This is a genomic window from Pseudomonas syringae group sp. 247E2, assembly GCF_032587795.1.
GTDB classification, from domain to species: domain Bacteria; phylum Pseudomonadota; class Gammaproteobacteria; order Pseudomonadales; family Pseudomonadaceae; genus Aquipseudomonas; species Aquipseudomonas amygdali.
Genome location: NZ_JAWHPK010000014.1, coordinates 213417 through 239103 on the forward strand (window position 1 = coordinate 213417; position 25687 = coordinate 239103).

General features: G+C 58.6%; 28 protein-coding genes. 20 read left to right on the forward strand and 8 right to left on the reverse strand.

Annotation, left to right across the window (positions count from 1 at the left end; genetic code table 11):
* Positions 1-7 precede the first annotated feature (7 nt).
* The 15 genes from RYC18_RS15090 (at position 8) to RYC18_RS15160 (ending at position 14126) form a co-directional block, all read left to right on the forward strand.
* Positions 8-2152: a phage tail tape measure protein gene (locus RYC18_RS15090; RefSeq protein WP_316886433.1), complete on the forward strand. Its 2145-nt coding sequence runs from the start codon at positions 8-10 to the stop codon at positions 2150-2152.
* Positions 2149-3573 (forward strand): DNA circularization N-terminal domain-containing protein, encoded by a 1425-nt coding sequence (locus RYC18_RS15095; protein ID WP_316886434.1) that lies wholly within the window; start codon positions 2149-2151, stop codon positions 3571-3573. Before RYC18_RS15090 ends, RYC18_RS15095 begins: the two co-directional genes overlap by 4 nt.
* Before the next feature lie 3 nt (positions 3574-3576).
* Positions 3577-4704, forward strand: coding sequence for a phage baseplate assembly protein (locus RYC18_RS15100; protein WP_004660747.1), 1128 nt, complete (start codon positions 3577-3579; stop codon positions 4702-4704).
* A complete protein-coding gene (locus tag RYC18_RS15105; protein WP_016982698.1) occupies positions 4701-5213 on the forward strand; it encodes a phage baseplate assembly protein V in 513 nt (170 codons plus the stop codon). Before RYC18_RS15100 ends, RYC18_RS15105 begins: the two co-directional genes overlap by 4 nt.
* Positions 5210-5608, forward strand: a complete 399-nt coding sequence (locus tag RYC18_RS15110) for a phage GP46 family protein (RefSeq protein ID WP_004663819.1) — start codon at positions 5210-5212, stop codon at positions 5606-5608. The genes RYC18_RS15105 and RYC18_RS15110 overlap by 4 nt, the downstream gene beginning before the upstream one ends.
* Positions 5598-6638 (forward strand): baseplate J/gp47 family protein, encoded by a 1041-nt coding sequence (locus tag RYC18_RS15115; protein ID WP_003372716.1) that lies wholly within the window; start codon positions 5598-5600, stop codon positions 6636-6638. The genes RYC18_RS15110 and RYC18_RS15115 overlap by 11 nt, the downstream gene beginning before the upstream one ends.
* Positions 6626-7225 carry a YmfQ family protein gene (locus tag RYC18_RS15120; protein ID WP_010439013.1) on the forward strand — a complete coding sequence of 200 codons (600 nt, stop codon included), beginning with the start codon at positions 6626-6628 and terminating at the stop codon, positions 7223-7225. Before RYC18_RS15115 ends, RYC18_RS15120 begins: the two co-directional genes overlap by 13 nt.
* Before the next feature lie 10 nt (positions 7226-7235).
* Positions 7236-8768 (forward strand): phage tail protein, encoded by a 1533-nt coding sequence (locus RYC18_RS15125; RefSeq protein ID WP_316886435.1) that lies wholly within the window; start codon positions 7236-7238, stop codon positions 8766-8768.
* Between the two features lie 10 nt (positions 8769-8778).
* Entirely contained in the window at positions 8779-9324 is a 546-nt protein-coding gene (locus tag RYC18_RS15130; RefSeq protein WP_005758025.1) for a hypothetical protein, read from the forward strand.
* A gap of 112 nt (positions 9325-9436) precedes the next feature.
* On the forward strand, positions 9437-9982 hold the full coding sequence (locus RYC18_RS15135) for a glycoside hydrolase family 19 protein (RefSeq protein ID WP_316886436.1): 546 nt from the start codon (positions 9437-9439) through the stop codon (positions 9980-9982).
* Entirely contained in the window at positions 9979-10488 is a 510-nt protein-coding gene (locus tag RYC18_RS15140) for a lysis system i-spanin subunit Rz (RefSeq protein ID WP_162883013.1), read from the forward strand. The genes RYC18_RS15135 and RYC18_RS15140 overlap by 4 nt, the downstream gene beginning before the upstream one ends.
* Before the next feature lie 409 nt (positions 10489-10897).
* Positions 10898-11497, forward strand: coding sequence for an aminodeoxychorismate/anthranilate synthase component II (locus tag RYC18_RS15145; protein ID WP_002551940.1), 600 nt, complete (start codon positions 10898-10900; stop codon positions 11495-11497).
* A gap of 21 nt (positions 11498-11518) precedes the next feature.
* Entirely contained in the window at positions 11519-12568 is a 1050-nt protein-coding gene (gene trpD, locus RYC18_RS15150; RefSeq protein WP_004663830.1) for an anthranilate phosphoribosyltransferase, read from the forward strand.
* Entirely contained in the window at positions 12565-13401 is an 837-nt protein-coding gene (trpC, locus tag RYC18_RS15155) for an indole-3-glycerol phosphate synthase TrpC (protein ID WP_005781013.1), read from the forward strand. Before trpD ends, trpC begins: the two co-directional genes overlap by 4 nt.
* Before the next feature lie 29 nt (positions 13402-13430).
* Positions 13431-14126: a lipoyl protein ligase domain-containing protein gene (locus RYC18_RS15160; protein WP_117140599.1), complete on the forward strand. Its 696-nt coding sequence runs from the start codon at positions 13431-13433 to the stop codon at positions 14124-14126.
* Between the two features lie 11 nt (positions 14127-14137).
* On the opposite strand, the gene crp is transcribed toward RYC18_RS15160, so the two are convergent.
* Entirely contained in the window at positions 14138-14782 is a 645-nt protein-coding gene (gene crp, locus RYC18_RS15165) for a cAMP-activated global transcriptional regulator CRP (RefSeq protein ID WP_005743964.1), read from the reverse strand.
* A gap of 209 nt (positions 14783-14991) precedes the next feature.
* On the opposite strand from crp, the gene RYC18_RS15170 reads away from it, so the two are divergent.
* Positions 14992-15414: an OsmC family protein gene (locus RYC18_RS15170; protein WP_005743963.1), complete on the forward strand. Its 423-nt coding sequence runs from the start codon at positions 14992-14994 to the stop codon at positions 15412-15414.
* Positions 15415-15656: 242 nt separating this feature from the next.
* Complete coding sequence (gene speD, locus RYC18_RS15175; RefSeq protein WP_002551946.1) at positions 15657-16451, forward strand: adenosylmethionine decarboxylase; 795 nt, start codon at positions 15657-15659, stop codon at positions 16449-16451.
* A 76-nt stretch (positions 16452-16527) separates the two neighbouring features.
* Here the strand turns inward: speD and coq7 are convergent, their stop codons facing one another.
* From coq7 to hemJ, 5 genes are all read right to left on the reverse strand, one after another.
* Positions 16528-17175, reverse strand: a complete 648-nt coding sequence (gene coq7 / locus RYC18_RS15180) for a 2-polyprenyl-3-methyl-6-methoxy-1,4-benzoquinone monooxygenase (RefSeq protein WP_004660761.1) — start codon at positions 17173-17175, stop codon at positions 16528-16530.
* A 122-nt stretch (positions 17176-17297) separates the two neighbouring features.
* Entirely contained in the window at positions 17298-17636 is a 339-nt protein-coding gene (locus RYC18_RS15185; RefSeq protein ID WP_004660762.1) for a histidine triad nucleotide-binding protein, read from the reverse strand.
* 103 nt (positions 17637-17739) lie between these two features.
* Positions 17740-18516, reverse strand: coding sequence for an SDR family NAD(P)-dependent oxidoreductase (locus tag RYC18_RS15190; protein WP_005743961.1), 777 nt, complete (start codon positions 18514-18516; stop codon positions 17740-17742).
* 63 nt (positions 18517-18579) lie between these two features.
* Positions 18580-19488, reverse strand: a complete 909-nt coding sequence (locus RYC18_RS15195) for a DUF805 domain-containing protein (RefSeq protein ID WP_005743960.1) — start codon at positions 19486-19488, stop codon at positions 18580-18582.
* A 108-nt stretch (positions 19489-19596) separates the two neighbouring features.
* A complete protein-coding gene (gene hemJ, locus RYC18_RS15200) occupies positions 19597-20025 on the reverse strand; it encodes a protoporphyrinogen oxidase HemJ (protein WP_004660765.1) in 429 nt (142 codons plus the stop codon).
* Between the two features lie 133 nt (positions 20026-20158).
* On the opposite strand from hemJ, the gene argC reads away from it, so the two are divergent.
* Both argC and erpA read left to right on the forward strand, forming a co-directional pair.
* Entirely contained in the window at positions 20159-21193 is a 1035-nt protein-coding gene (gene argC, locus RYC18_RS15205) for an N-acetyl-gamma-glutamyl-phosphate reductase (protein ID WP_057404114.1), read from the forward strand.
* Between the two features lie 99 nt (positions 21194-21292).
* Entirely contained in the window at positions 21293-21643 is a 351-nt protein-coding gene (gene erpA, locus RYC18_RS15210) for an iron-sulfur cluster insertion protein ErpA (RefSeq protein ID WP_002551953.1), read from the forward strand.
* Between the two features lie 62 nt (positions 21644-21705).
* Here erpA and RYC18_RS15215 read toward each other — a convergent pair whose 3' ends face one another.
* Both RYC18_RS15215 and RYC18_RS15220 read right to left on the reverse strand, forming a co-directional pair.
* Complete coding sequence (locus RYC18_RS15215; RefSeq protein ID WP_002551954.1) at positions 21706-22800, reverse strand: anhydro-N-acetylmuramic acid kinase; 1095 nt, start codon at positions 22798-22800, stop codon at positions 21706-21708.
* Positions 22801-22803: 3 nt separating this feature from the next.
* A complete protein-coding gene (locus RYC18_RS15220) occupies positions 22804-24222 on the reverse strand; it encodes a peptidoglycan DD-metalloendopeptidase family protein (RefSeq protein WP_005743959.1) in 1419 nt (472 codons plus the stop codon).
* A 201-nt stretch (positions 24223-24423) separates the two neighbouring features.
* Between RYC18_RS15220 and tyrS the strand changes: the two genes are divergently transcribed.
* Positions 24424-25635, forward strand: a complete 1212-nt coding sequence (gene tyrS / locus RYC18_RS15225) for a tyrosine--tRNA ligase (RefSeq protein ID WP_057404113.1) — start codon at positions 24424-24426, stop codon at positions 25633-25635.
* The last annotated feature ends 52 nt before the right edge of the window (positions 25636-25687 follow it).

The window sequence follows — 25687 nt, forward strand, 5'->3', positions numbered from 1 at the left end:
GGGAGTGATGGCAGACACTATCAGAACGCTGATTACCGGCGTCGACCAGCTGTCTCCAACGCTGGCAACTATCCGCAACAATGTCAAAGGCCTCGAGACCAGTCTGGGGGCCATAGACCTTGGCAAGGCAGTCACGGACAACGCTTTGGCGGGGCCTTTGATTGCCGGAGTAAAGGCAGCGATCGGTTTCGAGACCAGCATGGCCGGCGTGAAACGATCGGTCACCTTTGAAACACCGCAACAGTTCCAGCAGATGAGTTCCGACATTCTGGACCTCAGTGAACGACTGCCGGAAAGCGCCAACGGTATCGCGGCGATTGTCGCCGCGGGTGCCAAGGCCAATGTACCGCGCGAAGAACTGACCGGGTTTGCCAGCGACGCCGTGAAAATGGGCGTCGCATTCGATCAGACAGCGGCCGAGTCGGGCGACATGATGGCCTCGTGGCGGTCATCGTTTCAGATGACTCAGCCGCAGGTCGCGGCGTTGTCCGAGAAGATCAACGTGCTCGGCGGCAACAATCTGGAAAAGAAAATCGCCACCATGGTGACTGCAATGGGCCCGCTCGGGCCGGTGGCGGGGATGGCCTCCGGGCAACTGGCGGCAATGGGTGCGACCTTGGCCAGCGTCGATGTGCCGGCCGATGTGGCCGCCAGCGGCATGAAGCGTTTCATGCAGTCGTTGACCGAAGGGGGCGCGGCGAAAGCCGGGGCGTTCGAGGCGTTGCAGCTCGACGTCAATCAGTTAACCCAAGGCATGCAGAGTGACCCGTCCGGGACCATTGAAAAGGTTCTGACGGCGGTTTCCAGTGTTGATCCCGGCAAACAGTCGGACGTCATCACGCAGCTGTTCGGTGCTGAATCGCTGGGCGCGATCACGCCGCTGCTGGCCAACCTCGATGTGCTCAGGTCGAACCTGGCCAGGGTCGGGGAGGGCGTGCAAAACAGCGGTTCCATCGAGAAGGAGTTCGCAGACAACTCCCAGACCACGGCCACAGCCATCAAAGAGATGACCAACCGTGTCGATCGTCTGGGCATCAATATCGGCAGTATGTTCCTGCCGGCGATGAACGAAGCAATGGCCGTGATCGGGCCGATGATTTCTCAGGTCGCCGCGCTGGCGGCCGAACATCCAGAGGTGATCAAGGGCGTCGTGGGCGCCGCGATTGCTTTCGGCGTACTGCAAGTCGCCGTTCTCGCTGCGACGAGTGCCGCCGGGCTGCTGGCTGCGGTCATGGGCATGTCCCCGCTCGGCCTGATCGTGCGCGGCCTCGCGCTGGCGGCAGGTTTTCTGATCGCCAACTGGTCCACTGTCGCGCCTTATTTCCAGGCGGTCTGGGAGGCGATTCGCGGACCGGTGATGGCGCTGTGGGACGTGCTCAAGGCGGTCTTCGCCTGGACGCCGCTGGGCATGATCGCAGCCAACTGGCAGCCACTGACCGAATTCTTTGCTGCGCTGTGGGACGTGATCAGGGCACTGGCCACGCCGGTTTTCGATTTTCTGCAAACGCTGTTTGCGTGGTCGCCGCTGGGCATGGTCGTGGCCAACTGGCAGCCGTTGTCCGAGTACCTGGCCGGCCTGTGGGAAACCATCAAGGCCGAGGCGCAACCGTTTACCGATGTGCTGGCAACGCTGTTCAGTTTTTCGCCGCTGGGCATGGTCATCGAGAACTGGCAGCCGATCAAAACCTGGTTCGCAGGTCTGTGGGCGGACATCAAGCCATTCATCGAGCCGATCATGAGCTGGTTTGGTGGCGACACGAATAAGACCGTCCTGCAGCGGGCGACCGAGAAGGCCAATCAGTTCGCGGAAGAACAGCGGATACGTAACGCAGGGCCAGGCGGCGGGACCGGGGCGTTTCTGGCGGCCGGTGCCGTCGAGAACGTTCGCACGAATCAGCAGTTGCTCAATCAGGCCACTGGCGTGCCCTCGACCAGCCAATTGCTCGGCGTACCCACCCCGCTGGCCCCCGGCAGCCTGTTGTTGCAACAGGGCGCAGCCGGGGCCGGCCCGCGACTTGAGGGCGAGCTCAACATTCGCTTTGAAAACGCGCCGCCGGGCATGCGCGCCGGACAAGTGCAAACCAACCAGCCGGGTTTGACGATATCGCCAAACGTCGGTTATCGAACCCTCGGCGCAGGAGCCGGATCATGAGTACATGGCGTGACAGCCTGCTACCAGCGTCTTTCCGGGGCGTCGGTTTTTTCATTGAAAAAGCCGTCGTCCCGGCAGGCCGCAAGGGGCAGTTGCATGAGTTTCCACAACGCGACGAGCCTTATTTCGAGTCGCTGGGCAAACAGTCGAAAGTGCATACGCTGACGGGGTTCATTGTCGGTCCCGACTGTTTCGAACAGCGAGACAGACTGCTACAGGCACTGGAGCAGGAAGGTGCCGGCGAGCTGGTGCATCCCTGGCTGGGTCGCGTGCAGGTCCAGGTCGGCGAATGTGGCGTCACACACAACCTGAGCGAAGGCGGGCTCGTCCGGCTGGACCTGAAATTCTATCCGGCCAACCCGCTCAAGTTTCCCGTGTCGACCCTCAATACGCGACGGCAGTTGCTGGGCGCGTCCGAGAGCCTGCTGGACTCGGCGCTCAGGCGCTACCGCTCGGTGATGGCCACGGTGGACGCGGTGCGTATCAATATTCAGGCGCTGCGCAGCGCCCTGTCGGGTGTATTCGCGACCATTCAGCGGCAGTTCACACCGTTCATGACGATCTATTCGGATGTCACCGCGCTGGTGCATTCGCTGGTCAATGCGCCGTTGACGGTCAGTACGCTGTTTACCACGTTCTTCGCCAGTTTCGACGGGGACAGTCGTCGAGCCAGAAGAGCGAACGGCACCAGCAGTATTGGCGGGGCGAGTACCGGAACGAATGCCGGGTCAGGTTCCGGCAGCTCGACAGGGGGCGGTTCAGGCAGCGGTTCCGCGAGTGGCAGTAACGGCACCGCTGCGAGTAGCGCGGCAGCAAGGTCCGGCAGCAATGGCGGCGTGTCCTCTGTTGAAACGGTCGATTACCGGTCTGTGATTTCCGAGGCCACACAACAGGCAGAGGCGGTGTCCGGTATCAATCTGGTCAGCCAGGGCAGCGGTCGTGATACCAGTGTGACGGCTCAGGCCACTGCCAACCTGGTTCAGGATGCGCTGTTGGTCAAGGTGGCGAGAATCGTCGCGAGCATGCCGATTGCGACGACGGTCACGCCGCTCAACGTGGTGCCCTCGCTTGATCAGCAGGTGACGCAAGCCCTGCAACGCGTGGATGTGCCGGTTGCCGATGACGTCATCGAACTGCGCGACACGCTGAGTTCGGCCATCTGGGAAGCGTCGTTGAAAGCCGATCCCGGACATTACCTGGCGCTCAACACGTTGCGTCAGGCGTTGATCAGGCACCTCAACGCGGTGGCGGCCTCCGGTGTACGTCTGGTGGACATGAAGGTCTCCGAGCCTTTGCCCGCGCTGGTGCTGGCCTACCGCCGATTCGGTGACGCCAGCCGGGCGCAGGAAATGGTGCAGCGCAATCGGCTGGCCCACCCGGGTTTCGTACCGCCAGGCACGCTGAAGATCGCACAGGAGTGACCCATGATCGACCCTAACGTTGTCACCCTGACGGTTGATGAGCACGACTATGCCGGCTGGAAGTCGGTGGAAATCTCTGCCGGGATCGAGCGTCAGGCGCGCAGCTTTGACGTGAGCATTACCTGGCAGTGGCCGGGCACTGAAATCTCGCATCCGATCACGCCCGGCGCAGCGTGCGAAGTACGTATCGGCGGCGAGTTGATTCTGACCGGCTGGGTGTTTGCCGCGCCGATCAGCTATGACGGCAAGCAAATCACGCTAAAGATTTCCGGACGCTCGAAAACCGCCGACCTCATCGACTGCTCGGCCATCAACAGGCCGAGCCAGTGGAAGGAGGTGGGGGTGTTGAAGATCGTTGAAGCGCTGGCTGCTCCTTATGGTTTGTCGGTGATCAGCGAAATACCGGAGACCTCGAAGATGGCCGATCACACCATCGAGCCTGCCGAAACCGTGTTCAAGTCCATTGACCGGCTGCTGACCCTGTTCCGGATTTTTTCCACCGATGACGAATACGGCAATGTGGTGCTGGCCAGGCCGGGTAGTCGCGGGCAGAGCGCAGACGCGCTCGAACTCGGCAAGAATGTGTTGAGCGCCGTCATCGCGCGGGACTTTTCCGGGCTTTTTTCCGAATACCGGGTCATTGGTCAACAGACCGGTAATGACCAGACGTTCGGCAAGGAGTCGTCGGAGGTCTCGGCAGAGGTCACGGATGACCGGCATGACGACCCCGCGCATAAAAAGCGTCTTCGCGTACTGGTCGTTCATGAGGATGCGCCGATCACACCGAAGCTCGCCCTGAGTCGCGCCAATTGGGAGCGTGGTCAGCGGGCCGGCAAGGCACTGCTCACCACCTACAAGGTCCAGGGCTGGCGGCAGTCCAACGGGGCGCTCTGGCGGCACAACACCATGGTCCGGGTGATTGATCCGGTCATCGGTTTCACAAGCCGCAACATGCTGATTTCAGCCGTGACCTACTCGCTGAGCGACCAAGGCACGATCACCACACTGGTGGTCGGTCCGCCTGAAGGTTTCCAGGCCGAGCCAGGTGACCCCAACAAGCGCAGCAAGGTGCAGGTCAATCAGGACGCTTACTCCTGGCTGCTGCCCATAGACGAGGAAACAACCTCATGAGCTTACTCAATCGCATGCTGGTGCGCGGCACGGTGGTGCTCGCCAGGGCCAGCAGCAAAATGCAGGCGCTGCAAATGCGCCTCACCGCCGGAGAGGTCAAGGACGACATGGAGCACTTCGAACCCTATGGCTTCACCAGCAACCCGCTGGCCGGCGCCGAGGGCATCGCCGCCTTCATTGGTGGCGACCGGTCGCACGGTCTGCTGCTGGTAGTGGCCGACCGGCGCTATCGCCTCAAGGGCCTGGAGTCGGGCGAAGTGGCGATCTATACCGACGAGGGCGACAAGATTCACCTCAAGCGCGGCAAGGTCATCGACATTGAAACCGACACCTTGAACATCAAGGCCGCGGTAGCGGTGAACTTCGACACACCGCAGATCACCCAGACCGGAAAGATTGTTTCCAAAGGCGACCAGCTTGCCGCTGGCATCAGTCAGATCAGCCATCTGCATGGCGGTGTTCAGGCAGGTAACGGCCAGAGCGGACCGCCCACTGGAGGTGCCGGATGATTATTGAAGGCTCTCTGCAGGCGTCCTTGCTGCGCTCGGTGGTCATCAGCCTGTTCACCTGGCGGCGTGCCGAAGCGGACGACCCGTTCGACGATGCCGAGCGCTATGGCTGGTGGGGCGACACCTACCCGGCACAGGCCAATGACCGTATCGGCTCCAGGCTGTGGCTGCTGCGCAGGGTCCGGCTCACTGCGCAGACCCAGCGCGACGCCGAGTTCTATGCGCGCGAAGCGCTTGCCTGGCTGATCGATGACGGTCAGGTCAGCAACATCAACATCCTTACCGAACAGGTTCAGAGCAATCGCCTGAACCTGGGCGTCGAGCTGGTCGTTTCGGACGGTCAGATCGTGCGCTTCAACCCTTCTGAACAGTGGCAGGTGATTTATGCCGTTTGAAACACCTACGTTACCGGCGCTGATCAACCGAACCCAGGTCGACCTCGCCGACGAAGCGCTGCGTCAGTCCGATGCTCGGGTACTGTCCCGTGCGCACAGCGGCGCGGCCTACGGACTGTATGGCTATCAGGACTGGATCGCCGACCAGATTCTGCCGGACACCGCCGACGAGGAAACCCTTGAGCGGCAGGCCATCCTGCGCCTGAGGCAACCGCGCAAGGTGGCACAGGCCGCTACCGGCACGGTGCGCTTTACCGCTGCAGCCGGCGCGGTGCTGGATGCGGACACTGTGCTGCAGTTCAGTGATGGACGCTTCTACCGCGTGACCAAAGGCGTCACCACGGTTGCGGGCAATAATACCACCACGGTCGAAGCGGTCGATGCCGGTGTTCTGGGTAATGCGGATGCCGGTCTGGTCATGACTGCCGTGCAACCGGTCGAAGGCATCGACAGCACCTTCACCGTCATTGCCGACGGACTTTCCGGCGGCATCTCGCAGGAAAGTATCGAGTCGTTGCGTGCGCGTGTAGTGCGCTCCTACCGGGTCATCCCGCATGGCGGCAATCAGGATGATTACGTGACCTGGGCGCTGGAAGTGCCGGGCGTGACGCGCGCCTGGTGTGTGCGCCGGTTCATGGGGCCGGGGACGGTGGCGGTGTTCTTCATGCGTGACGACCAGGCCGATCCCATTCCTGACGCCGAGCAGCTGGCTGCGGTCGCTGCGTATATCGAGCCGCTGCGTCCGGTCACCGCAGACGTGTATGTGCTGGCGCCGGTGCAGAAACCGGTGGTCTACACCATCCGGCTCACACCGGATACCTCCGCCGTGCGGGCGGCGGTCGAAGCGCAACTGCTGGACCTGCACAACCGTGAGGGCGGACTGGGCGAAACCCTGTTGCTCACGCACATCGCCGAGGCCATCAGCCGCGCGACAGGCGAAACCGATCATGTGCTGGTTTCACCCGTGGCCAACGTTACTGCTGCGGCCAACCAGTTGCTCACGTTCGGGGGTATTCAATGGTCGTCATAAGAACTGCCGAACATTACGCCGGACAACTGCAGGCGCTGTTGCCACCTGGTCCCGCGTGGGATCCGGAGCGGGTGCCGGAATTGCAGCAGGTCATTACCGGCCTGTCCCGCGAGTTCGCACGCATCGATGGCCGCGCGTTCGACCTGCTCAACGAGATGGACCCTGCAACCGTCAGTGAATTGGTACCGGACTGGGAGCGGGTGATGAACCTGCCTGATCCGTGCCTGGGGCTCAAACCGTTGTTTGCAGACCGGCGTCTGTCGGTGCGCCAGCGGCTTGTGGCGACAGGAGGGCAGAACGCGGCGTTCTACATCGACATTGCCATCAGCCAGGGCTACCCCGATGCCACCGTGACCGAACACCGAGCGCCCCGTATGGGGCGTTCGCGTTTTGGCCAGGCGCACTTCGGCACCTGGAATGCGCAGTTCATGTGGACCCTGAACACCGGCGGTCGCCAGCGGCTGGGCCGACGCTTCGGGGCCAGCTACTGGGGCGAGCGGTTCGGGGTGAATCCCGGGCTCGCAATCGAATGTTTGATCCGTCGAGCAGCACCGGCGCACAGCGTCGAATTCGTAAACTTCAACTGAGGAACACAATGTGGATTATCCCAAGAGTGTGCCGGGCGTAGGCTTGGCAAGCGGCAAGTTTGTAGATGAAAACCCAGCAACCGGCACCCCTGGTTCGCTGATCCCGGCGCAGTGGGGCAACTCGGTGACGCAGGAGATCTTGAACGTGATCCTGGGGGCTGGTCTCGTACCTAACGAGGAGGATGTCACCCAGTTACATCGAGCCATTCTTGGCCTGGCAGCATCCGATTACAAAAAATCCGTGCGTTGCGCCACGACAGTTTCCATTGGGCTGAGCGGTTTGCAGACCATTGATGACGTCACGCTGGTGGCCGGTGATCGGGTGCTGGTCAAGAATCAGGACACTGCGTCGCAGAACTGGATTTACGTGGCCGCGGCAGGCGCCTGGGCACGTGCGCAGGATGCGAACGAAAGCACCGAATGCACGCCGGGTCATCTGGTGCCGGTGCAGGCTGGCACGAAAAACGCAGGCACCGTATGGCAGCTGGTCAATACGACAGTGCCGGTGCTGGGTACAACTGACCTTGCGTTCGAGCGTCTGCTGGGACGCAGTGGTGTGGCCGCGGGTGATTACACGCGGGTCAAGGTCAATAAGTTCGGGCAGGTTGAGGTGGGGAGTAACCCTACGACACTTAGCGGTAATGGTATTTCGGATGCGTACACCAAGGCTGAGGTGTATGCCAAAAGTGAAGTTGACACGCGCTTGGACAGCAGGGCTTTAGCCGATGCCATCTCTTACGTGGGGCTTGCAGGCGGAGTTCTGGGACAGCCCTACATGCGACGTTCTTCTGACTCCGCTACCTGCTGGCTTCAGACTAAATTGCTTTACGCACCCGTTCAGCAGGGCACTGGCGTAGGGCAGCTCAATAATGTTGTGAAGATTGGTTGGTCGGACAACGGTCTCAAGGCGACCGTTGATGCTACTGATATGGGGACTCTCTGGTACGCCAACAACTTCGATCCAGGTAGCAAAGCCAATTGGGGCAGTACGCTTGCTGCGTATGGCATTACCAATGCGTATACAAAGGCTGAAAGTGATGCCCGTGACTTACAGCGGGCTATGGCGGATTCTATTTCATATGTGGGGTTTGCCGGTAATGACGTAAACCTTCCGTACATGCGCAGGGCTTCGGATGGCCAGGTTTATTACTTGCAGCCGCGTCTGGGATTTCCGCCTATTGAACAGGGCGGCGGCCCGAACATGTCGACCAACAAAGTTCGCCTTGGCTATAACAGTGCCGGCAGCCTGCGCCTTCAAGTAGATGTCACTGACTTCGGCGACCTGACGAATGATTACAACCTGCCTACGAAACTTGCCGGGTTGGGTATGAGTGCAATTGGTTCTTACGCTTTTGCGCGGGTCATTTCTTCTCAGGGCCAAGTCAATCAGGGAGGGATGATAGCGGGTTCCAATCTGATTTATAGCTCCACAAACGGCGGCGATGGCGCTGGTAACAACTCTGGCCTCATTGGCGTAGGCACCTGGCGTGCACACGGCGCCTTCTCTAGCGGTGAACGCACTCTCTTTCAACGAGTTTCGTAAAGGTAATCATATGAACACAGTATCAAGCGCTCGCAACCCTCGCTGGGCTGATCAGGCCCATACATCCATTGTTCTTTGGGTAATCTTCGAGGAAACCAAGGATTTGTATGGCGAGGTACCTTTCGCTGCCTCCGCCGATGACTCGGAGCCGCATGGCGTAGATCTTTTCAATCGCGCAATCGCCGGTGAATTTGGCGAGATTCTTGAGCCGACCGAAGAGATGGTCATGGCACATGTCATGATTCTGCGCGGCGGCTATTCGGCCGGGGCTACGGAAAAAATCAACGCATTGGCTAATGAGCTGGATACTTTGCAAGATGCCGTCGCATTGGGTTTGGCTACTGAGGCTCAACGGGAAGCGCTGCCTGTGCTGAAAGCTGAGTTAGATGCGTATAGGCTTTATCGGGTGCAACTTGCTCAGCTCGACGCACGCTCAGGCTTTCCTATGTCGTTCGATTGGCCCGTTCCGCCTGCTACGCCATTTGTCGACGTGCGGCCTCCGGAAAAGCTCGCGATTCCAAGGGGCGTAAGTGAAGACGAACTGCCCAAGCCATAACGCCCCGCATTGACGGGGCGTTGTTTTATCTGCCGTTCAACTTGCTTTTAAACAGGGGAATTTTATCGACTCAGGGGGCGGGTTAGTCCTGTAACCCCTAATAGGAGGACCGATGCCTATCAGCCAGCAACAACTACTAAAAATCCTCCCCAACGCCGGCCCTAAAGCCGGCGTTTTTGTTCCTGCGCTCAACGCCGCCATGGCCCTTTACGCCATCAACACCCGCCTGCGTATCGCTGGGTTCATCGCTCAGATCGGGCATGAATCCGGGCAGCTTCGTTATGTGCGCGAGCTGGGTAGCGACAGCTATCTGGCCAAGTACGACACCGGGCAGTTGGCGCTGCGTCTGGGCAACACGCCAGAGGCAGATGGCGACGGTCAACTGTACCGAGGGCGCGGGCTGATTCAGGTGACGGGGCGGGCTAACTACGAAGCGTGCGGGGAGGCGCTGGGGCTGGACTTGTTGCGCCAGCCGCAACTGCTTGAACAGCCGGAGCATGCCGCCATGTCGGCAGCGTGGTTCTGGGACCGTGCCAACCTCAACGCGCTGGCAGACAAGGGTGATTTTCTGATGATCACCCGGCGTATCAACGGAGGCACCAATGGCCTGGCAGATCGGCAGGCGCTTTACCAGCGGGCATTGGAGGTGCTGCCGTGAAAGTGCTGGAGATGCGATTCCTGATCCTCGCATTCGTGCTGGGGTCAGGGCTGGGTACATGGGCCGCCTGGCAGTGGCAGGCGGCTCAATATGGTCTGCAAATGTCTACGCAAACGCTGGCTTGGCAGCAAGAGCGCGAGCAGGCGGCGCTGGCGGTCGTCGACTGGCAGAACGCTGAACAAGCGCGAAGGCGGGCGCTGGAACTCCGTCTGCAAGATAACGATACAACCATTCATAAGGAATTGAGCGATGCACAGACTTCTCAGGCCCGCTTGCGTGATCGTCTGGCTACCGCTGATTTGCGGCTGTCAGTCCTCCTTGCCGGCCCCACCGGTGGCGATGGAATGCCAACCGCCTCCGGTTCCGGCGGCGTGGTTCATGGAAGCTCGCGAGGCGAACTTGACCCAGCGGCTGCTGGACGAATTGTCGCCATCACCGACCACGGCGATCAGGGATTGATCGCTTTGAAGGCCTGCCAAGCCTACGTGCGCGAGATTGCGCACTGATGTTCCTCTCGGCTCCCCACCCTCGGCCATCGTGTCCCTGCCTCAATCCCGCCTCCACAAGGAGGCGCGGCCCTCTTTTCAGCCTTTAACCGCTTTTCAATCGGCGCAGCCCGGTACATTCATATTGCACCGGTCGGTTCGGTACGCTAATGTCCCGAAACGTACCGATGAGACCCCTTCCGTGACGACTGTCAGCAAACTCTTGATGCGCGTTATCAAGGCTCACGCCCGTTGGCGTTGGCGCGCCTGACTATTTCCTTGCCGGCCCTGCCGGTCCCGTACCTGTATGCCTTCGATTTTGTGATGTTTTTCTCCGTCCCCCGGCCTTATGGCTGACAAGGGGATGCATGAGTGAAGCAGAATCCGGAAGGCCTGAATCAAGTCAGTAAATCAAAAGGTTGATAGCAAAATGCTGCTGATGATCGATAACTACGATTCGTTCACCTACAACGTCGTGCAGTACCTCGGTGAGCTGGGGGCCGATGTCAAAGTCATTCGTAACGACGAACTGACCATTGAACAGATCGAGGCCCTGAACCCCGAGCGCATCGTGGTCTCGCCTGGCCCGTGCACACCCAATGAAGCCGGTGTCTCGCTTGAAGTGATCAAACATTTCGCGGGCAAACTGCCGATTCTGGGTGTGTGCCTGGGGCATCAGTCCATCGGGCAGGCCTTTGGTGGCGATGTGGTGCGTGCGCGTCAGGTGATGCACGGCAAAACCAGCCCGGTGGTGCATCAGGACGGCGGCGTGTTCGAAGGCCTTAATCATCCACTGGTAGTAACCCGCTACCACTCGCTGGTGGTAAAAAGCGATACCTTGCCCGAGTGCCTGGAAGTGACCGCCTGGACTGCGCTGGAAGACGGCTCGGTTGACGAGATAATGGGCCTGCGTCACAAAACGTTGAACGTGGAAGGGGTACAGTTTCACCCTGAGTCGATTCTGACCGAGCAGGGCCACGAGCTGTTCGCCAACTTTCTCAAGCAGAGCGGCGGCCATCGTCAGGGCTAAGGATTTTTTATGACTACCCCCATGAACATCAAAAGCGCGCTGAACCGCGTGGTCAACCAGCTGGACCTGACCACTGACGAGATGCGCGACGTCATGCGCGAGATCATGACCGGCCAATGCACCGAAGCGCAGATCGGTGCGTTTCTGATGGGCATGCGCATGAAGAGTGAAACCATCGATGAGATCGTCGGTGCTGTTTCGGTCATGCGTGAGCTGGCCAGCAGTGTTGAGCTGAAAACACTGGATGGCGTTGTAGACATCGTTGGCACTGGCGGTGACGGCGCAAATATTTTCAACGTGTCCACGGCGTCGGCTTTTGTCATCGCAGCTGCTGGCTGCACGGTGGCCAAACACGGCAACCGCGCCGTGTCGGGCAAGAGCGGCAGCGCCGACCTGCTGGAAGCCGCCGGGGTTTATCTGAACCTTACGCCTGTTCAGGTGGCTCGCTGCATTGACAGCGTGGGCATCGGTTTCATGTTCGCCCAGTCTCATCACACGGCTATGAAGCACACTGCCGGGCCGCGCCGCGAGCTGGGGCTGCGCACACTGTTCAATATGCTTGGTCCGCTGACCAATCCGGCGGGCGTTCGTCACCAGATCGTCGGTGTGTTCAATCAGGCGTTGTGCCGGCCGCTGGCCGAGGTGCTGCTGCGTTTGGGCAGCAAGCATGTGCTGGTGGTGCACTCGCAGGACGGCCTGGACGAGTTCAGTCTGGCCGCGCCGACCTTCGTTGCCGAGCTGAAAAATGGCGAAGTGACTGAATACTGGGTACAGCCCGAAGACCTGGGCATCAAAAGCCAGAGTCTGTATGGCCTCGCTGTGGAAAGTCCGGCAGTTTCGCTGGAACTGATTCGTGATGCGCTTGGGCGACGCAAGACCGAGAACGGGCAGAAAGCCGCGGAAATGATCGTGCTTAATGCCGGTGCCGCGCTCTATGCTGCCGATCATGCGACCAGCCTGAAAGAGGGTGTGGCCTTGGCACACGATGCCCTGCACACCGGCCTTGCGCGGGAAAAGCTGGAAGAGTTGGGTGCCTTCACGGCAGTATTCAAACAGGAGAACGAAGCATGAGCGTGCCAACCGTACTGGAAAAGATTCTTGTCCGAAAGGCCGAGGAAATTGCGGCCCGTCGAGCAATTGTCAGCCTCGCCGAACTTGAACAACAGGTCGCCAGCGTCGATGCGCCACGTGGCTTTGCCAACGCGCTGATCACTCAGGCCAGGTTGAAGCTGCCTGCCGTCATCGCAGAAGTCAAAAAGGCGTCTCCAAGCAAAGGCGTTATCCGGGAGAATTTTCTGCCGGGCGAGATCGCCAGAAGTTATCAGGCGGGAGGCGCTACCTGTCTTTCAGTGCTCACTGATGTCGATTTCTTTCAGGGTTCCGATGCCTATCTTCAGGAAGCGCGGGCGGCGTGCAATTTGCCGGTGATCCGTAAGGATTTCATGATCGATCCTTATCAAGTGGTCGAGGCTCGCGCGCTGGGCGCTGACTGCATTCTGCTGATCGTGTCGGCACTGGAAGACGCGCAAATGGCTGAGCTGGCCGACGTTGCCAAGCGTGTCGGGCTGGACGTACTGGTCGAGGTGCACGACGGCGACGAGCTGGAGCGCGCACTCAAGACGCTTGATACACCGCTGGTGGGTGTCAACAATCGCAACCTCCACACCTTTGAAGTGAGCCTGGAAACCACGCTGGAGTTGCTACCGCGCATCCCGCGTGATCGCTTGGTCATTACCGAAAGCGGCATTCTCAATCGTGCGGATGTCGAGCTGATGGAAATCAACGATGTCTATTCGTTCCTGGTGGGCGAGGCTTTCATGCGCGCCGAACACCCGGGCGCCGAGTTGCAGCGGCTGTTCTTTCCGGAGCGCAAGCTTGCGGCGAGCGGCCCGTCCATCGACTGACTGAACTGAACACCACGCTGAGGTCCGGCATGCAAGACTCGATCATCGACATCTGCGTCGAACAAGGCTTGCAGGCCGAGCAGGACCTTCTGGCGGCTGTGTGCTCCGGCGCTGCCGATCATGGTTTGCTGTTCTGGCGACCTACTGATCGGGCGCTGGTCATGCCGCGGCGCATGAGCCGCTTGCCGGGTTTTGTCGAGGCCAGCGAGACTCTGGCTGACAACGGATGGCCCGTGTTGTTGCGTGAAACCGGTGGTGAGCCGGTGCCACAATCCTCTTCCACGGTGAATATCGCACTGGTCTATGCACAGCCCGCTGCTGATGTTGATCGTGACCGCATAGAAACCGCCTACCTGCGCTTGTGCCAGCCGCTGCTCGACCTGCTGGTCGAATTGGGCGGCCAGGCTTCATTGGGCGAAGTGGCAGGTGCATTCTGTGACGGCCGCTTCAACGTCAACCTTGATGGTCGCAAGATGGTCGGAACAGCCCAGCGCTGGCGGCAGAGTCAGGGCGGAACGCGTCCTGTGGTGTTGGCCCACGGCGCATTGCTGCTGGATGATGAACGTGTACAGATGGCGGGAGCGGTCAACCGCTTCAACGAGCTTTGTGAGCTTGAGCCACGTATTCGGGCCGAAAGCCACGTTGCCTTGCACGAAGTGTTTCCGGATGTCGACGTTCTGTCTCGCCTGGCGCAGGCCTATCGGCAGCTACTCGCTGAACTCTGACTGGCAGAGGTTCAGCGCGTACCGTACACCACCATCGTTTTTCCCTTGACGTTGACCAGGCTCTGCTCTTCCAGGGCTTTGAGCACGCGCCCCACCATTTCTCTTGAACAGCCTACGATGCGTCCGATCTCCTGGCGGGTAATCTTGATCTGCATCCCGTCCGGGTGGGTCATTGCATCTGGCTGCTTGCACAGCTCAAGCAACGTGCGAGCTACTCGCCCGGTGACATCGAGAAACGCCAGATCACCGACCTTGCGTGTGGTGTTGCGCAGGCGCTCGGCCATCTGACTGCCCAAAGCGTAGAGAATTTCCGGCTCCTGGCGGGTCAGCTCGCGGAAGGCGCCGTATGAAATCTCGGCCACTTCGCATTCGGTCTTGGCTCGCACCCATGCGCTGCGCACGGATTCGCGTCCCGGCTGCTCAAACAGACCTAGTTCACCAAAAAAATCCCCGCTGTTGAGATAGGCGACGATCATCTCGCGTCTTTCGTCATCTTCGATCAGAACCGTGACTGAGCCTTTCAAGATCAGAAACAGCGACTCAGAGCGATCACCCGCATTGATGATGTTGCTTTTGGCGGGGCAGCGGCGGCGTTCCGCATGGGGCAGCAGCTTGTCGAGACTGTTTGCTTTGGGCGTAAAAGTTATTGCGACCATGCGTGACTTCCGAAATAAGGTGTATGGCCAAATGGCATACCTGTAGGTATCGGCTGCGCCTGCATTCTCACCAGCTTTTCCAGACGTGTAGGAAGCTATTTGCGAATATTCCTACGCGTTTCCTACGAAAAGCATTTTTCCAATGCGTCCAGGCAGCGTTTGGCGCTGTGCTAAGCTGGCGACCCCTTTTTTACAGTGGAGTCCTGGCGATGAAGGCACGCATTCAATGGGCTGGCGAAGCCATGTTCCTCGGCGAATCCGGCAGCGGTCATGTGGTAGTGATGGACGGCCCGCCTGAAAGCGGTGGCCGCAACCTGGGTGTACGCCCGATGGAAATGGTGTTGATCGGTCTGGGCGGCTGCAGCAACTTTGACGTGGTGAGCATCCTGAAGAAGTCGCGCCAGCCAGTGGAAAGCTGCGAGGCATTTCTTGACGCCGAGCGCGCGGATGAAGATCCGAAAGTGTTCACCAAAATTCACCTGCACTTCGTCGTCAAGGGCCGCGGCCTGAAAGAAGCTCAGGTCAAACGGGCTATCGAGTTGTCAGCGGAGAAGTATTGCTCTGCTTCTATAATGCTCGGAAACGCGGGTGTGGAGATCACTCACGATTATGAAATTATCGAGTTGACCTGAACGCCAGACATCCAACGATCATAAAAACGGCGCACACTCTGGCAGACGGCTTCGGACGTCTGCATAATGCGCCACTTTTTCAGGGCGCAGCATGTACTGGTTTTCTGCTGCCGGCCCGAACAGACAACCAAAATCGCCAACGCGAAGAGGTGTTAACCGTCCTACGCAGATGAGCCGGACTCAACTGACGGGCATGCTTGATCACGCGGCTGGCGCCGCACCCATATAGAGAGTTTTTAACGGTGAAAAGCAAACTCAAGCTCCACGGGTTCAATAACCTGACAAAGACCTTGAGCTTCAACATTTATGACATCTGCTATGCGGAAACCCCGCAGGACCAGCAGGCGTATGTCGAATACATCAACAGTGTGTACGACGCAGAACGCCTGACGCGGATTCTGACTGATGTTGTCGATATCATTGGTGCCAACATCCTGAACATTGCACGTCAGGATTACGATCCACAAGGTGCCAGTGTGACCATTCTGATCTCCGAGCAGCCGGTGACGCCTACCGAAAGCCAGATCGAAGAGTCGCCAGGTCCACTGCCGGAAACCATCCTGGCGCACCTGGACAAGAGCCACATCACGGTTCATACCTACCCGGAAATTCACCCGGTAGATGGCATCGCCACGTTCCGCGTGGATATCGATGTGTCGACCTGTGGCGTTATTTCACCGCTCAAGGCGTTGAATTACCTGATTCACAAGTTCGAGTCGGATATCGTGACCGTCGATTATCGCGTGCGCGGCTTTACCCGTGACGTTGAAGGCAAGAAGCACTTCATCGATCATGAAATCAACTCGATCCAGAATTACCTGTCCGAAGACACGCGCAACGGTTACCAGATGACCGACGTGAACGTGTATCAGGAAAACCTGTTCCACACCAAGATGCTGCTCAAGCAGTTCGAACTGGATAACTACCTGTTCGGCGACGCGACCAGCAACTTGTCTGCCGAGCAGCGCGAACAAGTGACCGCCAAGGTCAAACACGAAATGCTGGAAATCTTCTACGGCCGTAACGTAGCCGTATAAGCCCGGATTCCGGACATTAAAAAGGCGCCTGATGCAGGCGCCTTTTTTATTCGTCCTTATCCGTCCTGATGCGTCGTCAGATGCGATAAGTCGACTTGGTCATGACCTTGGCCAATATGCTCATGCCAAACTTGACCGGTGCCGGGAAGCGAAAGCCGCCTGCTTCCAGCGCTGACTCGGCATGGTGTTCTTCATCATTAAGCATCTGTTCCAGAATGGCCCGCGACTTTCCGTCTTCGCTCGGCAATTGCTCAAGGTGCTCACTCAAGTGCTTGCAGACCTGATCCTCTGTCGCCGCGACGAAACCCAGGCTGACCCGGTCGCTGATAACGCCGGCTACCGCACCGATCCCGAATGACAGGCCGTAGAACAGCGGGTTCAGCACGCTGGTATGGCTGCCAAGCTGATGAATGCGCTGTTCGCACCAGACCAGGTGATCGATTTCCTCTTCAGCCGCATGCTCCATCGCCTTGCGCACCTTGGGCAGCTTCGCTGTCAGCGCCTGCCCCTGGTACAGCGCCTGGGCGCAGACTTCACCGGTATGGTTGATGCGCATCAGGCCTGCAACGTGGCGTGTGTCGACGTCGCTCATCTTGTGATCGGGCTGGACAACCGCAGGGGAGGGGCGCTGCGGATGTGCGCTCAATGGCAGCAATGTGCGCATTGCGCTATCGGCTTGCAGTAGCAGACGGTCGAGGGGGGAATAGTGACGTTCGGTAGCCATGGGCACCTCCGGAAGATCATGTGGGCAGTTTACCCGAATCGGCCGCAGGCAGCAGGGGCTTGTGTCGACCGGCCAGCGAACATAACGGCCGCTGACCGGCTGCAAAGCCCGGAAACGTGGGATCAGCCCGGCGGCCAGTTCATCTGACGCTGACCGAGTACATGCATGTGAATGTGATAAACGGTCTGTCCGCCCAGATCATTGCAGTTCATGACCACGCGGAAGCCTTCTTCACAACCCAGTTCAAGGGCCAGACGCTGCGCTGTGAACAGGATATGCCCCGCCAGGCCTTTGTCTTCTTCGGTCAGATCGTTCAGGGTCCGAATGGGCTTTTTCGGGATAACCAGAAAATGCACGGGTGCCTGTGGGGCGATGTCGTGAAAAGCCAGTACCTGGTCATCTTCGTAGATGATCTTCGCCGGAATTTCCCGATTGATGATCTTGGTGAACAAAGTTTCCACGGCCGTTTGCTCCTTGTCGGTTGATGGTCGTCGCAGGGTATCGCTGTGCAGCAGTGCGCCTGAGTGTACTGAGCGAGACGCCGCTCGCCCAGTCGTTTGTCTGTCAGCGTGGGCAGTACTTCCTGTTGATGTAACCGCTGATCTGGCGGGCCAGCCAGCGCGAGACCAGGCGCGGGCTGAGCGTCCATAGTCGGGTGCTGAAGCCGGGGATGATCACTGCACGGTCCTTTGCCAGTGCGCGAACGGTATACAGGGCCACTTCTTCGGGGCTCATCAGGTTGTCGACATTGACCTGCAACTGCGCGGTACGGAAAAAAGCCGTTCGGGTCGGGCCGGGGCACAACACCGAGACCTTCACCCCGGCCTTCTTCACTTCCTCGCGCAGCCCCTCGGAAAAATGCAGCACATACGCTTTGCTCGCGTAGTAGGTGCTCATCCACGGCCCTGGCTGGAAAGCCGCCACCGAGGCGACATTGAGTATCTGCCCACCACCCTGAATGGCCATGAGGTTGCCGACCGTATGGCACAGGCGCGTCAGAGCGAGGATGTTCAGGTCGATCAGGTCCTGCTCGGCGCTCCAGTCCTGCGCCAGAAAAGGTCCGCACGTGCCGATGCCCGCAGCGTTGACCAGCAGATCGATCTGGTGGGCACCGTCTTCCAGCTCCAGCAGAAAGCCCGAGAGTCGCAGCGGTTCGCCCAGGTCGCATGCACGAAACAGCACTTCCACGCCAAAACGCTGAGTCAATTCCAGTGCAATTGTTTCCAGCAGGTCGCGCTGACGGGCGACCAGAATCAGGCTGCGACCACGGCGTGCCAGCGCTTCGGCCATCGCCAGGCCTATGCCGCTGGACGCGCCGGTGATCAGGGCGTAACGGGTCATGCATTTCTCCATTGAGCATATTGCGCCCGGCAGTCTGCCGAACCGTGAGCAGTCTATTACGTGTCACTGTGTTTCTTTGAGCTCTTTGTTGACATCCACCGGCACGATCAAGGCACTGTCCTGGTCTTGTTCATCGTCGTACGGGAGGGATTGCTCGTACTCGTCGGTCTGCAATTCCAGCTCGTCGCGCAGCATTCCTGCGCCTCCGGCAGTGAGGCCGATCAGAATAATCGGTAGCAGCAACAACCACAGAACGGCCAGCGTCTTTACGCCTTTCGAGTTCGGCGGTGGCGGTGGGCCGAACTGATTGGGGCCTTTTGTACCCGGCAGCAGGACCATGAGGAACGGGAAGACGCTGCCTATGAAGGGCACCATCGTCAGCAGTAAAAGCCAGCCCGACCAGCCCAGGTCGTGCAGCCGTTGTATACCGATCTGTGCACCGATGACTGCAAACACCACGAGCACCACTGCGCTCAGCAGCCCGCCAGCGACCAGTGACTCGTTCATCGTCAGCAGACACACGGCAACCAGCGCCAGTGCCGCTGCGCTCAATACCAGGCTCCAGGCCAGATAACGCAAACGCCCAATGCGCCCGTTTATGCTCAGGACTTTTAGAGTCGAATGCTCTGGCTGATCACCGCCAACCTGTGCTTTGGGCGGCGCATAGGGCGATATTTCCAGATGCGCGGGTTTTTGTGGCGGCGCGCTGGCTATTTCATTGAGGCTCAGGCTGATGTCGCTGTCAGGTTCGATGCGTGCTTCGACGCCTGCGTCATTAAGTGCCTTCAGGTAGCGCTCAGCATCCGTATGGGTCAGCCCGCGCTTGAGCGCAACGGGCTGGCCGTTGAACAACTTTTGCACTGCGCGAGCTTCACTTTTGAACAACCCCGCAAGGTTGGCCTTCGCGGTATCAAGCTCGACGCCTTCACGCACCTGTCCTTCAAATACAATCTTGAAGAGGGAATCGGCCATACAGGGCTTCCTTGTCTTGTGGTTGGGGACAGTACCGGGCGCTTGCGTTACACATTGCGTAAAGCCGAGCGCCCTGGTGTGTTACTGGAGAGGCCGAATGCTTTCCGGTCAGAAGGGTTTGACGATGACCAGAATGACGATAGCGATCAGGATCAGCACAGGAATCTCGTTGAACCAGCGATAGAACACATGGCTGCGGCCATTTTCTCCACGTGCAAAGCGTTTGACCTGTGCGCCACAGACATGGTGATAGCCGATCAGCAGGAACACCAGTGCCAGCTTCGCGTGCATCCAGCCCTGACTGAAATAGCCGCTGACGTCAAAGCTGATCAGCCAGCCGCCGAAGACCAGCGTTGCGATCATCGCCGGGGTCATGATGCCTCGGTATAGCTTGCGTTCCATCACCATGAAGCGCTCGCGGCTGACCGTGTCCTCACTCATCGAGTGATAGACGAACAGTCTTGGTAGATAGAACAGGGCTGCAAACCAGCAGACCATTGAAATGACATGCAGCGCTTTGACCCATAGATAGAGCATTTTTGATTATTCCCAGGTTCACGGTGGCCGAATAGTAGTGTCTTGTGCGTCCGTACGTCACGTTGTCGGTTGTCGCAGAGGCGATAGGCTCCTATTATCGACCGCTTTCCAGTTGTTTCGTTGAGGGCAGGTTATGGTCAAGGTCGGTATTGTCGGCGGCACGGGTTACACCGGGGTCGAGCTGCTGCGTCTGTTGGCACAGCATCCGCAGGCAGAAGTAGTGGTCATTACCTCGCGCTCGGAGGCCGGCATGCCAGTCGCCGAGATGTACCCGAACCTGCGCGGGCACTACGACGGCCTGGCTTTCAGCGTACCTGACGTGAAAACCCTGGGTGCCTGTGACGTGGTGTTCTTCGCCACGCCCCACGGTGTCGCTCATGCACTGGCCGGTGAACTGCTTGCGGCAGGCACCAAGGTGATCGACCTGTCTGCCGACTTCCGTCTGCAGGACCCGGTCGAGTGGGCCAAATGGTATAGCCAGCCGCACGGTGCTCCGCAGCTGCTGCAGGATGCGGTTTACGGATTGCCGGAAGTCAATCGCGAACAGATCAAGAATGCTCGGCTCATCGCCGTGCCGGGTTGCTATCCGACAGCTACACAACTGGGTTTCCTGCCGTTGCTTGAGGCGGGCATTGCCGACAACACTCGCCTTATTGCCGACTGCAAATCTGGCGTGAGCGGTGCCGGACGTGGCCTGAGCATTGGTTCTCTGTATTCGGAAGCCAATGAAAGCTTCAAGGCCTACGCCGTGAAGGGCCATCGTCACCTGCCTGAAATCACTCAGGGCCTGCGTCGCGCTGCGGGCGGTGATATCGGCCTGACGTTTGTTCCGCATCTGGTGCCGATGATTCGTGGCATTCATTCCACCCTCTATGCGACAGTCGCTGATCGTTCGGTGGACCTGCAAGCGCTGTTCGAGAAGCGCTACGCCGACGAGCCTTTTGTGGATGTAATGCCCGCTGGCAGCCATCCCGAGACCCGCAGTGTGCGCGGAGCCAACGTTTGCCGCATCGCGGTACACCGTCCGCAGGGCGGCGATCTGGTTGTCGTGCTGTCGGTTATCGACAATCTGGTCAAAGGCGCGTCAGGTCAGGCGGTTCAGAATATGAACATCCTGTTTGGTCTTGATGAGCGCGCCGGTTTGTCTCACGCGGGCATGATGCCGTAAGCACTGCCGCCGTCCAGCAAATAGTTGACCGATTTTCTAGGAGAAGCGGATAATGCCGTCATTACGCATTACGACGGCTAACGCCGGGAGATATCTGACATGAGTGTCGAATCCTTCACGCCTACCGCTTTGGAGTTCACTCCGAATGCAGCGCACAAGGTGAAAACCCTGGTCGACGAAGAGGGCAATGATCGTCTCAAACTGCGTGTATTCGTTACAGGTGGTGGTTGTTCAGGTTTTCAGTATGGCTTTACGTTTGATGAAGACGTGGCCGACGATGACACTATCGTCGAGCGCGAGGGCGTAAGTCTGGTTGTCGATCCGATGAGCTTCCAGTACCTGGCTGGCGCAGAGGTCGATTATCAGGAAGGACTTGAGGGTTCGCGATTCGTGATCAAAAACCCTAATGCTTCCACGACCTGTGGTTGTGGCTCGTCGTTCTCGATCTGATTGAAGCTTGTTGTAAACAAAAACGCCGCTCATTGAGCGGCGTTTTGCGTTCAGGCACGAGGTCAGGCGGGGTAGATCGCGCCCAGAACACGTCTGCCTTTAGCGCCGGTTACCGTTGGGCGGTTGGCCGGTACGCCTTCGAGGCAGCAATGAGCCAGCCAGGCAAATGCCATGGCCTCAACCCAGTCAGGGTCCACGCCGAACTTCTCGGTACTGCTGACCTCTGTGTCAGGCAATAGCTCTGCAAGGCGTTTCATCAGCGCCTTGTTATGTGCGCCGCCGCCACAGACCAGAAGCTCCTTGGTGATCGCTTGTGCCGATTGCAGGGACTCTGTGATGGTCAATGCAGTCAGTTCCAGCAGCGTGGCTTGCACGTCTTCAGGTGTCAACGTTGGCAGCTGGAACAGATGATGGTGCACCCAACCCAGGTTGAACACTTCCCGACCGGTGCTTTTTGGGCCTTTGGTCAGGAAAAACTGATCGCTGAGCAGCTTCTTGAGAAGCGCTTGATCAACCTCGCCGCTCGCCGCCCATGCCCCGTCCTTGTCGTAGCTTTCATGGCGCTGGGATTGTATCCAGGCATCCAGCAGCACGTTGCCTGGACCGCAATCGAAGCCTTCGACCGGGCGATCGGATTCGATCAGGCTCAGATTGCTGAAGCCGCCGATGTTCAATACAGCGCGGTGGTCTTTGTTATCGTCGAACAGTGCTTCGTGGAAGGCGGGCACGAGCGGCGCACCCTGTCCGCCTGCGGCGATGTCGCGACGACGAAAATCGCTTACCACAGTGATTTCTGTCAGCTCTGCCAGCAGCGCCGGGTTGCCGATCTGAATGCTGTAGCCGCGCGCAGGTTCATGACGAATAGTCTGGCCGTGGCTGCCAATGGCGCGAATCTGAGCAGGCACCATGTTTTGATCTTCAAGCAAGGTCTGCACGCCCTGTGCGACCAGCCTGCACCACTTCTGCTCGGCGATTGCTGCGCGTGCAAGCTCATCGACGCCACTGGAGCAAAGCCCCAGCAGTTCGGCATGCAGATCTTCCGGCATCGGGATGTAGTGAGTAGCCAGAAGCCTTGAGCGGTCATCCTGCTTCAAAAGGGCGATATCAATCCCATCGAGACTGCTGCCGGACATCACACCTATATAGAAGAAGTCCATGGATTACCTTTTATTCGAGGCCAGCGTGGTGGCCTTTTCCTGATCCATGCGCGCCATCAACGGCTGGCTTTGTTGCATGAACCGCTGTTTTTCGGATTTGGCGATCGGATCCGCCATCGGAAGCTTCTGGCCCAGCGGGTCTACGTGAACGCCATTGACCTGAAATTCATAGTGCAAGTGCGGGCCGGTAGACAAGCCGGTAGTTCCAATATAGCCGATTACCTGGCCCTGTTTAACGGTTCCGCCGGTTTGTATGCCTTTGGCAAAGCCTTGCATATGACCGTACAGCGTGCGGTAGGTATCGCCGTGCTGGATGATGACGGTATTGCCGTAACCGCCGCGACGGCCAGCGAGCAGAACCTTGCCGTCGCCGGTTGCCTTGATCGGCGTACCGCGTGGCGCCGCATAGTCGACGCCCTTGTGCGCACGGATCTTGTTGAGGATAGGGTGTTTGCGACCCATCGAAAACATGGAGCTGATGCGGGCAAAGTCTACCGGGGTGCGGATGAATGCCTTGCGCATGCTGTTGCCGTCGGCAGTGTAGTAATTGGTATTGCCTTGCTTGTTGGTGTAACGAACGGCGGTGTAGGTCTTGCCGCGGTTTGTAAAGCGAGCGGACAGGATATTGCCTGTGCCGACGCTTTTGCCGTTGACCACTTTCTGCTCATACACCACGTCAAACTCGTCACCCTTGCGGATGTCCTGCGCGAAGTCGATGTCGTAGCCGAAGATGTTGGCCATGTCCATTGTCATGCTATGAGTCAGGCCAGCGCGCTGCGCGGATTGCGAAAGTGAGCTGTTGATCACGCCATGCACATACGCATTGCGCACATTGGGCTTGCTGATCTCGCGATTGAAAACGAAGCCGGAAGCCGATTTCGAGAGGCTGATGGTCTCGAGCTCGCTGAGTTTGGTATGCAGTTGCTTGAGCTGGCCGTCCGGCGATAGTTCGAACTGCAGGGTTTGCCCGTTCTGCAGCTTGGTGAACTGCTTGGCCTGCTTGTCGCTGGCCAGTACTTCATGAACGGTAGCGGCTGGCAGCCCGACTTTTTCGAACAGAGTCGAAAGCGTGTCGCCCTTGCTGACGATCACTTCCCGATGGTTAGGGTCTTTGGCTGGTGCCGGCTTTTCTGCGTCAGACTGTGCTGTGGCGGTGTCTTGAGCCTGGTCATCGGCATTGTCGATCTGGGCAAATGGCGATTCAGTGGTTTCAGGTGTGGCTTGAGCAGCGTCTGGAGCGTCTTGGTCTTGTACGTCCTGATCCGGCATCTCCAGATCAAGGGAAAGGTTCGTTCGTTTGGCTTCAACTTCGCTGGAAGGGAAAACCAGGAGAGCCAGGCTCAACAATGCGGCAATGCCGCTTGCAGCGAGCAGGTGACTCTTCGGATAAAGCGGGGGCGCTTTAGGCGGTGTGTCTTTCATAGGTAATTTGACTTTGAAAAAGGTGAAATGGAAAAGATGAATGACATGATGAAGATGAAATAACTGTATAAAATATAACCAAAACCTGCTCGAAGCAACCCTTCCCGCGTATCAGTCACTGATTCGCAGGCGAACGCTGGGCAAAACTTGTAATTGGGCTCTGATCTTGTAAGGTTGGTTCCCTTTGAATTGGGGACTGAAATGAAGTCGGTTGAAGAGCAGCTGGCGCTGATCAAGCGCGGTGCAGATGAACTCCTGGTCGAGGCCGAACTGGTCGAGAAGCTGAAGCGTGGCCAGCCACTGCGTATCAAGGCTGGTTTCGACCCGACAGCGCCCGATCTGCACCTTGGGCACACGGTGCTTATTAATAAGCTGCGCCAGTTTCAGGACCTGGGGCATCAGATCATCTTCCTGATCGGTGATTTCACCGGCATGATCGGCGACCCGAGCGGCAAAAGCGCCACGCGTCCGCCGCTTACTCGCGAGCAGGTTCTCGACTACGCCGAAACCTACAAGTCTCAGGTTTTCAAGATTCTCGATCCGGCCAAAACCGAGGTGGCGTTCAACTCCACCTGGATGGACAAGCTGAGCCCGGCTGACTTCATTCGATTGTCTTCGCAGTACACGGTCGCCCGTATGCTTGAGCGTGACGATTTCGACAAGCGCTATAAAAGCAACCAGTCCATCGCCATCCACGAATTCCTTTACCCGCTGGTGCAGGGTTACGACTCAGTGGCCTTGAAGGCTGACGTCGAACTGGGTGGTACTGATCAGAAATTCAACCTGCTGATGGGGCGCGAGCTTCAGCGCGCTTATGGGCAGGAGCCGCAATGCATTCTGACCATGCCGCTGCTGGAAGGCCTGGATGGCGTGAAGAAGATGTCCAAGTCGCTGGGCAACTACGTTGGTATTCAGGAAGCGCCGGGTATTATGTACAGCAAGCTGGTATCGATTCCGGACTCGCTGATGTGGCGCTACTTCGAACTGCTGAGCTTCCGTTCGATGGAAGAGATCAATGGCTTGAAGGCTGATTGTGAAGCGGGTGCCAATCCGCGTGATATCAAAATCAAGCTGGCCGAAGAGCTGGTCGCCCGTTTCCATGGTGAAGAAGCTGCCGCCAATGCGCATCGTTCTGCGGGCAACCGTATGAAGGAAGGCGAGTTGCCAGACGATCTGCCGGAGATCTCCGTGGCTGCTACAGAGGATATGCCGATCTCGGCCGTCCTTAATAAAGCAGGGCTGGTAAAGAACGCTGCGGTCGCTCGCGATCTGCTGGCATCTGGTGGTGTACGTATAGATGGTGAGGTGGTGGATCGCGGCTTTGTATTCAAGCTAGGTGCAACTCACGTCTGCCAGGCCGGTAAGAAGGCTTTCGGGCGCATTACCCTGGTTTCTGAAGAAAGTTCAAAATAACGGTTGACGCCCTCTGTGATCTGTCTATAATTCGCCCCACTTCCGGCGCAGA

Coding starts and splice junctions, on each gene's coding strand:
- RYC18_RS15090 (WP_316886433.1), top strand. CDS start 8: ATGGCAGACACTATCAGAACGCTGATTACCGGCGTCGACCAGCTGTCT.
- RYC18_RS15095 (WP_316886434.1), top strand. CDS start 2,149: ATGAGTACATGGCGTGACAGCCTGCTACCAGCGTCTTTCCGGGGCGTC.
- RYC18_RS15100 (WP_004660747.1), top strand. CDS start 3,577: ATGATCGACCCTAACGTTGTCACCCTGACGGTTGATGAGCACGACTAT.
- RYC18_RS15105 (WP_016982698.1), top strand. CDS start 4,701: ATGAGCTTACTCAATCGCATGCTGGTGCGCGGCACGGTGGTGCTCGCC.
- RYC18_RS15110 (WP_004663819.1), top strand. CDS start 5,210: ATGATTATTGAAGGCTCTCTGCAGGCGTCCTTGCTGCGCTCGGTGGTC.
- RYC18_RS15115 (WP_003372716.1), top strand. CDS start 5,598: ATGCCGTTTGAAACACCTACGTTACCGGCGCTGATCAACCGAACCCAG.
- RYC18_RS15120 (WP_010439013.1), top strand. CDS start 6,626: ATGGTCGTCATAAGAACTGCCGAACATTACGCCGGACAACTGCAGGCG.
- RYC18_RS15130 (WP_005758025.1), top strand. CDS start 8,779: ATGAACACAGTATCAAGCGCTCGCAACCCTCGCTGGGCTGATCAGGCC.
- RYC18_RS15135 (WP_316886436.1), top strand. CDS start 9,437: ATGCCTATCAGCCAGCAACAACTACTAAAAATCCTCCCCAACGCCGGC.
- RYC18_RS15145 (WP_002551940.1), top strand. CDS start 10,898: ATGCTGCTGATGATCGATAACTACGATTCGTTCACCTACAACGTCGTG.
- trpD (WP_004663830.1), top strand. CDS start 11,519: ATGAACATCAAAAGCGCGCTGAACCGCGTGGTCAACCAGCTGGACCTG.
- trpC (WP_005781013.1), top strand. CDS start 12,565: ATGAGCGTGCCAACCGTACTGGAAAAGATTCTTGTCCGAAAGGCCGAG.
- RYC18_RS15160 (WP_117140599.1), top strand. CDS start 13,431: ATGCAAGACTCGATCATCGACATCTGCGTCGAACAAGGCTTGCAGGCC.
- crp (WP_005743964.1), bottom strand. CDS start 14,782: ATGGTCGCAATAACTTTTACGCCCAAAGCAAACAGTCTCGACAAGCTG.
- RYC18_RS15170 (WP_005743963.1), top strand. CDS start 14,992: ATGAAGGCACGCATTCAATGGGCTGGCGAAGCCATGTTCCTCGGCGAA.
- coq7 (WP_004660761.1), bottom strand. CDS start 17,175: ATGGCTACCGAACGTCACTATTCCCCCCTCGACCGTCTGCTACTGCAA.
- RYC18_RS15190 (WP_005743961.1), bottom strand. CDS start 18,516: ATGACCCGTTACGCCCTGATCACCGGCGCGTCCAGCGGCATAGGCCTG.
- RYC18_RS15195 (WP_005743960.1), bottom strand. CDS start 19,488: ATGGCCGATTCCCTCTTCAAGATTGTATTTGAAGGACAGGTGCGTGAA.
- hemJ (WP_004660765.1), bottom strand. CDS start 20,025: ATGCTCTATCTATGGGTCAAAGCGCTGCATGTCATTTCAATGGTCTGC.
- argC (WP_057404114.1), top strand. CDS start 20,159: ATGGTCAAGGTCGGTATTGTCGGCGGCACGGGTTACACCGGGGTCGAG.
- erpA (WP_002551953.1), top strand. CDS start 21,293: ATGAGTGTCGAATCCTTCACGCCTACCGCTTTGGAGTTCACTCCGAAT.
- RYC18_RS15215 (WP_002551954.1), bottom strand. CDS start 22,800: ATGGACTTCTTCTATATAGGTGTGATGTCCGGCAGCAGTCTCGATGGG.
- RYC18_RS15220 (WP_005743959.1), bottom strand. CDS start 24,222: ATGAAAGACACACCGCCTAAAGCGCCCCCGCTTTATCCGAAGAGTCAC.
- tyrS (WP_057404113.1), top strand. CDS start 24,424: ATGAAGTCGGTTGAAGAGCAGCTGGCGCTGATCAAGCGCGGTGCAGAT.